Below are 10,348 nucleotides of genomic sequence, written 5' to 3' on the forward strand. Positions count from 1 at the left end.
AGTGCCCGATAACTAGTGACTATTAACTGGGTTAAGGAATGTTTAATGAAGTTGGGTTTTGTTCTTCAATCCAACTAAACCTTGGGTGCTGTTTTTAATGCTAATTGAACTGTATGGCTCTAGAAAAAGTTTAAGAAAAACGATTAAGAAAAAATAAGTATTAAATTTCTATGGCTTTGAGAGTGTACAGTGAACTAGGGTTAGGATTTACATAAGTAGATTCCTCCCCGGAAAAAACATTGACAGGGTTGTATAATTAATGCATCTTAAACCAGAAAAATACGACTTGAGACTGGTAGACCTTTGAATTCCGCTACCTTGACATGGGGCATATGTGGCAACAAGAAAAAAAAGATAGTTCGACAATAAGTTTCTCTTTACTGCTGGCATTAATTCTTACCCCAGTAACAGATCTTTTTATGTCGGAGTTCTCACAGGCGCAATCTTCTCCTGAGGCTTCATCTTCCCCCCCTCCAGAAACTCTCAGTGGTCTTAAGGTACGGATTGATGGTTCGGATAGAATGTTACCAATCAATCAAACGTTGAAACAAGGTTTTGAAAAACGGGTTTCTGGTACAGAAGTTGAGGTGGCTGCTAGTGGAACTGAGGCTGCACTCAAAGCTCTGCAAGATGGAAATATTGATATAGCAGCAATTGGACGTGGTTTGACACCAGATGAAAAAGCCCAAGGTTTGGAATTAGTTCGCTTGCGACGTGAAAAAATTGCCATTGTGGTAGGGAAAGATAATCCTTTTAAGGGTAGTCTGACAATTAAACAATTTGCCAGAATTGTTCGTGGAAGAACGACAAACTGGTCGCGGTTGGGACGCACTCAAGGTAAGATTCGTTTTATCGATCGCCCAGAATCAAGCGAGATACGCCAAGCGTTGCAGGGATATTCTGTCTTGAAATCAAAGGGCTTTCCCACAAGTTCCAATACAATCAAGGTAACGGAAGAGGACACCGAAGAACTGGTGAAGCAATTGGGCAAAGACGGTATTAGTTATATCAACGCAGAGCGAGCGTTGCAACTGCAAGGTGTAAGAGTTGTTCCAATACACGGGACTTTGCCAAAAGACTCTAAGTATCCTTTTTCATTGCCCTTAGTATACGTTTACAAGAAAAACCCTAGCTCACCTGCAAGTCGTTTTCTGACTTTTGCCAAAACGCCTGAAGGAAAGCAAGCTATAGAAAATGCTAAGGACAGTCAACCCGTGACTGTAGACCAAAGTTTAGCAGGGATGGTTATCAAAAGCACAAGTCTCTCAAACCTAACTTCAGTCACAACTAACCCTACTATTTCACCTGGCTCTGAGGCGACACCTACCCCACCACCCACCAATTCTGTCATCCCAATGGAGACTGCAGAATTGGTTTCTCCCAGCCATCGAGCGTTTGCACCTCCTCCTGAGAATCGTAACAACTCACAAGAAACAGCTTCTGTGTTTTGGCTAATGATACCTCTAAGTTTAGGTGGTTTAATTTTATGGCGTTCTTGTAAAAGACGATCGCGACAAGATGAGGATTTCCAATCGGGAGTCATATTGTCTCCCAATTCATCTCAAGGACAAACTTCATCACAAAAGGTTTTGTACCCTCCTTTACCAGATGTTTGGGATGAACTGGCGGCTGATGAACAAGAACAATTAACTCAAGATGCAACTTCGTCTACACCCGTTGAGCAGCAAGAGTCTGAAGAAGTCACAACAGACGTGCAACCATCAACAGAGGTTGTTAACGATGCAGAGGTTCATATTTCCGAAAGCACCAAAACTGAGCCAGCAACTACAAATAATGATTTCCCTGCCGATGACAAAGCATTAGATTTAGATTGGGAAGCACCAGTGGCAGTTGTGACTCCTTTGTATCCTAAATTCTCAGAGATTGCTGCATTTGTCACAAATTTGTCACAGGAGGGAACTACAGAACCAGATTTGTGTTCCGAATTACTGGATGATTCGGTAATCAGTGACCAGCGATCGGTGGAACAGTGAGATGGTTATGGAGTCAATTGATACATTAAGATATCTCGATCGCCATAATGATACGGAAGTTAAATGTTAGGACAGCGATGGCGCTGCTATTTCTGGTAGGGGTACAAAGCACTACACTCCTACAGCTTTCGCGTGTTGCATCTTTTTTTCAAAATGGTGTGACTCCTCTTTCCGTGACCAGTTTCTATCCTATCAATGCTAGTCTGGTCACTGGTCACTGGTCACTGATGACTGGTCAAAATCCTGTTGCTCCACTTCAGCAAAAAAACAGTCAATTGATTCGCACTTTTGTTGGACATACAGCTCCTGTTCGTGCTGTGGCTATTGCTGGAGATGGGCTAACTCTCGCTAGTGGTGGTGATGACGGAACGGTTAAGTTGTGGAATTTTCAAACAGGACAGTTACTGAGTTCTTTGTCAAGTCATTCAACAGGAGTCAAGTCTATTGCCATTAGTCCAGATGGACAAACTCTGGTAAGTGGTGGTATGGATGGAACAGTTAAGCTGTGGGACTTGAAAAAAGGACAGTTGCTACGCACTTTGAATGGTCATAAAGGTGGAGTGACAGCAATTGCCATAACTTCAGATGGACGAATTGTTACTGGGAGTTTAGATATAGTTAAGGTGTGGGATATGGCAAATGGAAAGCTACTCCGCACTTTGCAATCGGGGGCTTTTGCTCTTACCGTTAGTCGCGATGGTGAAACTTTGTTCGCGGGTCATAATGATGGCAAAATTACGTTATGGAACTTAATTACGGGTAAACAGTTGTGGAGTCTCGTTCCTCCTCAAAAATCCTCTGGGGTAACTGCAGTTGCGATCGCACCTGATGGACAAACTCTGGTTAATAGTGGTGGTGACGATCGTTTCCAATCCCTTCCACAAACAGATGGCAAAAATCTCAAAGTTTGGGACATGCAAACGAGAAAATTACTCCACAATTTTTCAGCCCATCTTGGGACTGTAGAAAGTGTTGCGATCGCTCCCAATGGGCTGGTTTTTGCCAGTGGGGGTCACGCACGGAGAGTTCAACTGTGGAGTTTGAAGACAGGGAAACTGCTTCGCACTTTTGAGGGTCATGGAGGGGGAGTTTATGCTGTTACTTTCAGTCCCAACGGGCAAATGGTGATAAGTGGTAGCGGCGATAAAACAATTAAAGTTTGGAGGTTATTACCATCTCCTTCACCTCGCGTTCCTGTCAAGCCTTCTGATTCTGTTGGAATTGGTTTGTAGTAGTTACGGGTATGTCCTAGTTGTGAGAATAGCCCTAGTAATGTAATACCCACCAGTAAAAAACGTAAAAATCTTGGATTCGGAAACAGTACTATTCATTGACCCACCAAGCGCAGAAACCTTCAGTAATAGAGATTTTGGAAATACTGGGTGTTTACTCTCCAGGTGCAGAAACATTACTGGTGGGTACAGAAAATAGCCCTAGTACTTAAAATTTTGGATAAATCATTTATGATTCCTATAATATAGATGTGTGTGCCTACCTATATATAAATGCTTCGCTTAAAGTCATTTAATCAAGCTTATGAATTTAGCGTTGAAGAACTGGAAGCCAAAGACGAAATCTTCACTAAGTATAAGTACGCTTTAGCATATATTGGTGTGGATTTTTCTCAAGAGGATGTTCAAGAAGCACTTCTGAATTGTCTGGATGGTTTCGAGGATGCCCTCCGTGCCACTATCGCGTATTGGTATTGGTTAGAAGAAAACTCCCAGACTCTAGAAAATCCAAACATGGCTTTAATTAAAGCATTATACAACCGTTGGGATTCACGTTACTGGAAAGACGAATACTTAAATAATCCTAAATTTAAAAGTCCTTGTGAAATTTTTTGGGAGCAATCTCTCAAAGCTTGGGGGAGAGATATAAGAAATGAAATCATTGCGGATGTCAATTCAGATGACAACGGATTTGAATACGTATTATTTCGTAATGGAAAGACCATTACCCTTTCTGTGGCTCAAAGGTTGGGATGGGAGAAATTGAAAGAATACGCACTTCAACAGTAGGTTGGGTTTCGTTCCTCAACCCAACATTGAACCCTTATTGTTCGGTTTCGTTCCTCAAACGCCACTTCACTCAACTGGTGGAACCCAGAGCACTTTTTGTGGCTCCCCAACTTACACAATACTATCAGTCTCAAGGAATATCCTTTAGCACTTTCAATCTCAGCATGATGGTGCTTGTAAGAGAGCAACCTAAATGTTTTAATTAAAAGTAAAGTTTTGTTAAGTCAATCATTGTTGGCACTTGTTATGAAAAATACATTATTTGATAAAATATTCCGTGACAGTAATGGCAAAATTGTTTTAGCTCAGATGCCAAACCCACCACTTATTGTTTGGATAGCATCTAGTTTACTGAAACTCATTTTTCCGACAGGGGGCATCAGTACAGTGTTAGACTGGCTGGCTTTTGGCTCTTTATTTACTTGGGCATGGCTGGAATTATTTCAAGGTGTTAATTATTTTCGTAGAGTGCTCGGTTTTGTAGTGCTTATCGGTGTTATCGCGTCAAGAACTGTAGGTATTGATGCACTAGGCTATAACGCTCTTTAATTAGCGCTGGAATCAGCTGTCAATACTGCGTAGGTTTTGCATAAAAACACGCAATTACGTAGGTTGGGGAGCCAGCCCTGAAGGAGGGTTTCCCTCCGTAGGGGACTGGCGTTTGAGGAACGAAACCCAACATTTATCGGCATTTGTTGGGTAACGCTTGTGCTCAACCCAACCTACAATTTCTCTCAGCCCTTGCAGTATTGAATCAGCTGTTGCTTCATGATGAAGCAAGTATCCGGCAGCAAGATAATGATAGTCATATTATTAAATCGCGCTAAAGAGCGCTCGCGTGCGTCGTGCTAAAAGCTAGAAGACAGGAGCCATGGAGTTTAGGATGCCCTTGCTCCAAGAGCCTCCCCTGTTTCCCCTACTCTCTACCTATGCCGTGTTTGGGCGATCGCCTGCCGCCACGAGTCTAGTAGTGTTAAACGACGATCGTCGCTCATTGTTGGCTCAAACCGTTTCTCAACCTGCCACTGCTGCACAATTTCGGCTTCGCTTTCCCAGTAGCCAACAGCGAGTCCTGCCAGATAAGCAGCTCCCAAGGCAGTCGTTTCGGTGATTTTTGGACGGACAACGGGCACACCCAAAATATCAGCCTGAAACTGCATCAGCAGATCGTTGCGGGAAGCACCACCATCTACGCGCAGTTCACACAGAGCAAGCTGAGAATCCTGACGCATCGCATCAATCACATCAGCTGTTTGATAAGCAATACTTTCTAGCGCTGCACGGGCGATATGGGCAGCCGTTGAGCCGCGACTTAAACCCACAATCGTGCCACGAGCGTAGCTGTCCCAATAAGGTGCGCCCAAACCAACGAAGGCAGGTACAAAATACACGCCATCATTATCAGGAACACTGCCAGCTAACGGTTCCACATCCGCGCTGTGCTTAATAATTCCAAGTCCATCGCGTAACCATTGCACAACGGCCCCAGCAATGAATACGCTGCCTTCTAGAGCATAATTGGTTCGTCCACTTATGCTCCACGCGATCGTGGTCAGCAGCTTGTGATGAGATTGCATCGGCTTATTACCTGTATTCAGTAGCATAAAGCAGCCTGTACCGTAAGTATTTTTTACCATGCCACATTGCAACGATGCCTGCCCAAAGGTTGCAGCCTGCTGGTCTCCGGCAATTCCAGCAATGGGAATGCGACTACCGAAAAGACCTTCAGATGTATACCCATATACTTCTGACGAACTCTGCACTTGGGGAAGAAGAGAAGGGGGAATATCGAGAATGGACAATAATTCCGAGTCCCACTGCTGAGTGTGAATATTGAACAACAACGTCCTGCTAGCATTAGTCACATCTGTGATGTGGAGTTCCCCCTGAGTGAGTTTCCAAATCAACCAGCTATCGACGGTTCCAAATGCCAGTTCTCCACGCTCGGCTTTTTCGCGAGCATAAGGCACATTATCAAGCAACCACTTGAGTTTAGTGCCGCTAAAGTAAGCATCGATCACCAATCCCGTTTTTTTCTGGAACGTTGGCTCATGTCCAGCCGCCTTAAGTTCATCGCAGTAAGCAGCCGTGCGGCGATCTTGCCAAACGATCGCATGATGAATTGGCTTGCCTGTTTTTCGATCCCAAACTACCGTCGTTTCTCGTTGATTGGTAATACCAATAGCAGCAATATCTCCAGCTTTGATCCCAATGCGAGCTAAAGCTTCATTAGCAACGCCAATTTGAGAAGACCAGATTTCATCTGCATCATGTTCTACCCAACCGGGCTGCGGAAAGATTTGTTGAAATTCTTTCTGAGCAATGGTTAGGATCTCTCCATTGCGGTCAAATATAGCAGAGCGCGAGCTGGTGGTGCCTTGGTCGAATGCCAGAATATATTTAGTCATGGGATATATCTCGAATTTGTTTGTAATAAGAACGGGGTAAAAATTTTGATTGAGTATCAGAGAACTCCAACTTAATCGGCGTTGTCATTATTAAGTATGAAATTCAAAAGACCAAACTAAGAGATGCCTTGAAAAATGGCTAACTTTGAGCTAATTGTTCTATAAGTTGAAATAAGTTTTTTTCAATTTGACCAAGGGCTTCTAGCGCAGAGGTTTTATCTATATCGTGAACTAGCCAGTATTCAATTTTATCTGCCCATTGAGGAAACCGCTCATTTATCAGTGGTCTGTGTTCTAACTCATCTAGGGCGATAACTCTAGCAGATGCTTGAAAATCTTGCTCACTTGCTGGCTGAGGAAACCGTTCATCCTCAGTTACATTAACCAAGCGCACTGCTAAAGCCTCAAGCGCATAACGGGAAATCGGTCCGATATTGTTTACACCCCGCTCAAGTGCCAAGCCTCGTGAATCAGCCTGCCAATCTAACCCCTGCTTCGTTGCCAACCAATTAAAAAGATGTTCGGCAAAGCGGCTACGATAGTAGTTACCTGTACAAAGGAACAAGATTTTCTTCATTGAGAATCACCAAATGATTTTCAGTAAGCCTACGAGTGCTTTTTACTGGCAAATGAGGTAATTTGCAACGTATCTAGGCTACTTTTCAATTTATTAAATGGGAAACAAAAGGCGCTACGCTGTTGTTGTTGTTTTTATTAATAAGTTCATAAGAGATAACTAGTCAATCCTACCCAATGCTCGCCTTTTTGAGGAGGTTTGTTTACCTCGTTAACTTCAGGGCAAAAGATTACCAGATCTGAAGAAATTTTAATATTTGTTAACGAATGGAACGTTGACTTTCTGAGGGCGATTAATTTACACTTAAAGAATGACCAAAACTAGCGAGAAACGCTTTGCAGATTTTGGCTCAATCCAAACACTCGTAAACACGTCTTTGCATACAAGTCAAGGCTTTATAGCAATACTAACGTAAGTGTTAGTATTGTTTGCGGTTCCCCCAATCTAATCGCTTAACCAATAAAATTGCAGTCCTTTCCTGCTACGCGGTTGCTCAAGAGCTTGCCACTGCCCAACCAAAACCGTCATCTTCTCACAAATTTCTTGCCATTGAGCTGGCGTTGCCCGTTCAACTTCTGGTCAAACATTTTTTAGGAGCAGTTTTAGTTGCTTGACTGTATAAGTTAGCAATCCTTTATCCTGATGCAGATTTAATATAAGTTATCTTACCTTCATCCGCCCATTTGACTAAAGTTTTTGTATGAAATCCAGTAACTCTGGATGCTTCTTGAGGTGTAATATATGGCATAATTTCCGAATAATTGCTCTTTACCAATCTTATAGCAATTATTCCGAATTATTACGATATTCGGCTACTAGCTAAACGGTCAAACAAAGTTTTGTCGCTTCATACTACAACAGTAGCTCTTTTTAAAGAACTTTGTTAACTACTACACATTATTCTCGTTTTAATTAATGATAAAAACGAGAGATTCTTTTTGTCTTATTCTGTAGTATTAATAATACACATTCGGTAATCTTCTAGCGGGAAGGGAGTAATGTAATAAAATTATAAACTTTTTGGTGCGATCGCTAACAAAAGCCTTATGTTAGACTTAACGGTGTTTGTATAAAACGTTAAAATCTACCTTACACACATGACAGTACATAGTGTTAAAATCTATTCTTCTGAATATTCAGTACAAAACGTGAAAATATGCACCCGGACTGGGGAAGAGTGTATGCTTTGTGAAAATATCACTGCGCCCTTGGGTGAGACAGTGGTACAGGAGATAGCCCCGCTTGAGTTTAAAGTGAGAAATTAAACATAGCTCATAAATCACATTCATACTGAGAGCTACACGAGAGCGAATTCTCGGCGCAGAGCAAATAGAGAAGTAGGCAAAACGAAGGAATTCGTAGTGAAACCGAGTAATTCGGTTAACTGACTTCACCAGACTCAGCATAGAACTGTTGATTCTATGTTACCCCAACGGGATAGCCAGTTGCCTAGGTCGGGAGACCCTCATAGGCGCAGGTTGTCTCACCTGCAAAGGTTTAAGTCCGCTTTTAAATCATGACTTAATGAGATTAGCCAGTCTCAAGCGTCGAGGGAGGAACATGGCTGCTTTGCGACAGTGCAACACCGAACCTTTTTGAGAAGTTTAAAAGCAGTGTCAAGGCAAACTACACCCCAATCGGGAGATTCATCAAATGATGATTACCAATTCTGTATTTGTTCTCAGTAAAAATGGAAAAATACTAAAACCAACAACAACTGTGAGAGCGAGAATTCTTCAAGCACAGGGGAAAGCTAAAAAACTTAAATTATTTCCATTCACTCTAATTTTAGATAAGGATGTTGATGAAAATGTAGAACCATATTTAGAACTGAGAATCGACCCAGGAAGCCGCTATACAGGCATTTCCTTAGTAGATTTAAATAAGAATGAAGTCATCTGGGCAATGGAATTAGAGCATCGAGGTCTAGCCATAAAAATGGAATTAATTAAACGAGCAGGTATTCGGCGTTCTAGGAGATCTAGAAGAGTTCGCTATCGGAAAAAACGGTTTGACCGGAAAAAGCCAGATGGTTGGCTAGCACCTAGTTTGCGACATCGGTTGTTAACTACCCAGACTTGGATTAAAAGATTGCTGAAAATAGCACCAATTAAATCAATTGCAATTGAATCTGTTAAATTCGATCTCCAGAAAATGGAGACACCAGATATAGAGGGCATTGAATATCAGCAAGGTACATTATTCGGCTACACCCTACGCGAAGCATTGCTTGAGCATTGGGGTAGGGAGTGTGTTTATTGTGGCAAGACAGATGTCCCTTTACAAATAGAACACATCAACGCACGAAGTAAGGGAGGTAGCGAACGCTTCTCAAACCTGACATTATCATGTGAGAAATGCAATCAAAAAAAGGGGAATAAGCCAGTAGAACAATTTCTGAAGGGTAAACCAGAAATTCTCCAAAAAATTAAATCACATCAGAAAAAATCACGCTTCAATGCTGCTGCTGTTAACTCTACCCGCAAAGCTATATTTGAAATGGCACATCAATTCGGATTGCCTGTAATCAGTGGAGACGGTGCATCTACTAAAATGATTCGGATTAAAAGTGGATTACCCAAACTTCATTGGATTGATAGTGCTTGTGTAGGAACATCAGAAATAGTTAAATTGCGTATCTGTCAACCATTGCGCGTTACTTGTACTGGACACGGCACAAGACAAGCTCAAAGAGTCAATGCTAAAGGTTTTCCAGCGATTGCCAGCATCAAAAAGAATCCCGTTACTGGTAAAAAAGAAGTTAAGCTAGTTAGCAAAAATCAGAAATATACTCATGCAACCGCAGGTGATTATGTGATTTGCAATCTGCTAAAAGATCGGAAACACATTAAAGCGGGAATTTATCGCGCCAGAGTTAAAACTCCAACGCCTAAAGGAGTAGAGGTACTAATTAGCGGTCATCGAATTGCAATTGACCAACAATACGTAAAACTTATTCATCGCTCTGATGGCTATGAATACAGTTTTGCTAAGATTGACCAGAATTTACTACGTTTTAAAGCTATCTAATAGCATGACGAATTATTTGAAGCAACGCTCGCAAGGCAGTATAGTCAAGAATTATTATTTTCAACAGTCTTAGGGGGGACGAGTTTTTTTGGATTTTTTAGTCAGTTTTGCTCGCAGAATTAATGATTTCATTATTCACCAATCTGCTTCAATGCCATACAAAATTTTGATGGAATTGAAGAAGGCTGCCGATTCTCCAACAGGTAAAGTTGTCGATTGAGATGTTTGTGTTGAATTTGAAGGAGTCATGAAAAAAATTCGCCATCTTTTTGGTATGTTTAAATAACCTGGCGATGGAGACAAAGAAATTAACCTGTT

Annotated in this window: 8 protein-coding genes; 5 read left to right on the plus strand and 3 right to left on the minus strand. The window is 41.9% G+C overall.

The window, feature by feature from the left end:
* The first annotated feature begins 419 nt into the window (after positions 1–419).
* The 4 genes from F7734_RS11240 to F7734_RS11255 all read left to right on the plus strand — a co-directional run bounded on the left by F7734_RS11240 (position 420) and on the right by F7734_RS11255 (position 4,564).
* Positions 420–1,994: a substrate-binding domain-containing protein gene (locus F7734_RS11240; RefSeq protein WP_166481844.1), complete on the plus strand. Its 1,575-nt coding sequence runs from the start codon at positions 420–422 to the stop codon at positions 1,992–1,994.
* Positions 1,995–2,071: 77 nt separating this feature from the next.
* The gene (locus tag F7734_RS11245) at positions 2,072–3,226 is read left to right on the plus strand and encodes a WD40 repeat domain-containing protein (RefSeq protein WP_166481845.1); all 1,155 of its coding nucleotides are present in this window, start codon (positions 2,072–2,074) and stop codon (positions 3,224–3,226) included.
* 273 nt (positions 3,227–3,499) lie between these two features.
* A complete protein-coding gene (locus tag F7734_RS11250) occupies positions 3,500–4,015 on the plus strand; it encodes a hypothetical protein (protein WP_155744728.1) in 516 nt (171 codons plus the stop codon).
* Between the two features lie 246 nt (positions 4,016–4,261).
* Positions 4,262–4,564: a hypothetical protein gene (locus F7734_RS11255; RefSeq protein WP_155744729.1), complete on the plus strand. Its 303-nt coding sequence runs from the start codon at positions 4,262–4,264 to the stop codon at positions 4,562–4,564.
* Between the two features lie 374 nt (positions 4,565–4,938).
* Here the strand turns inward: F7734_RS11255 and glpK are convergent, their stop codons facing one another.
* From glpK to F7734_RS60645, 3 genes are all read right to left on the minus strand, one after another.
* Complete coding sequence (gene glpK / locus F7734_RS11265; RefSeq protein ID WP_155744731.1) at positions 4,939–6,423, minus strand: glycerol kinase GlpK; 1,485 nt, start codon at positions 6,421–6,423, stop codon at positions 4,939–4,941.
* 139 nt (positions 6,424–6,562) lie between these two features.
* On the minus strand, positions 6,563–7,000 hold the full coding sequence (locus F7734_RS11270) for a low molecular weight phosphatase family protein (protein ID WP_155744732.1): 438 nt from the start codon (positions 6,998–7,000) through the stop codon (positions 6,563–6,565).
* A 634-nt stretch (positions 7,001–7,634) separates the two neighbouring features.
* The gene (locus tag F7734_RS60645; RefSeq protein WP_166481846.1) at positions 7,635–7,748 is read right to left on the minus strand and encodes a helix-turn-helix domain-containing protein; all 114 of its coding nucleotides are present in this window, start codon (positions 7,746–7,748) and stop codon (positions 7,635–7,637) included.
* Positions 7,749–8,653: 905 nt separating this feature from the next.
* Between F7734_RS60645 and iscB the strand changes: the two genes are divergently transcribed.
* Complete coding sequence (iscB, locus tag F7734_RS11275) at positions 8,654–10,030, plus strand: RNA-guided endonuclease IscB (RefSeq protein WP_243146814.1); 1,377 nt, start codon at positions 8,654–8,656, stop codon at positions 10,028–10,030.
* Positions 10,031–10,348 lie beyond the last annotated feature (318 nt).

Source organism: Scytonema sp. UIC 10036, assembly GCF_009725235.1.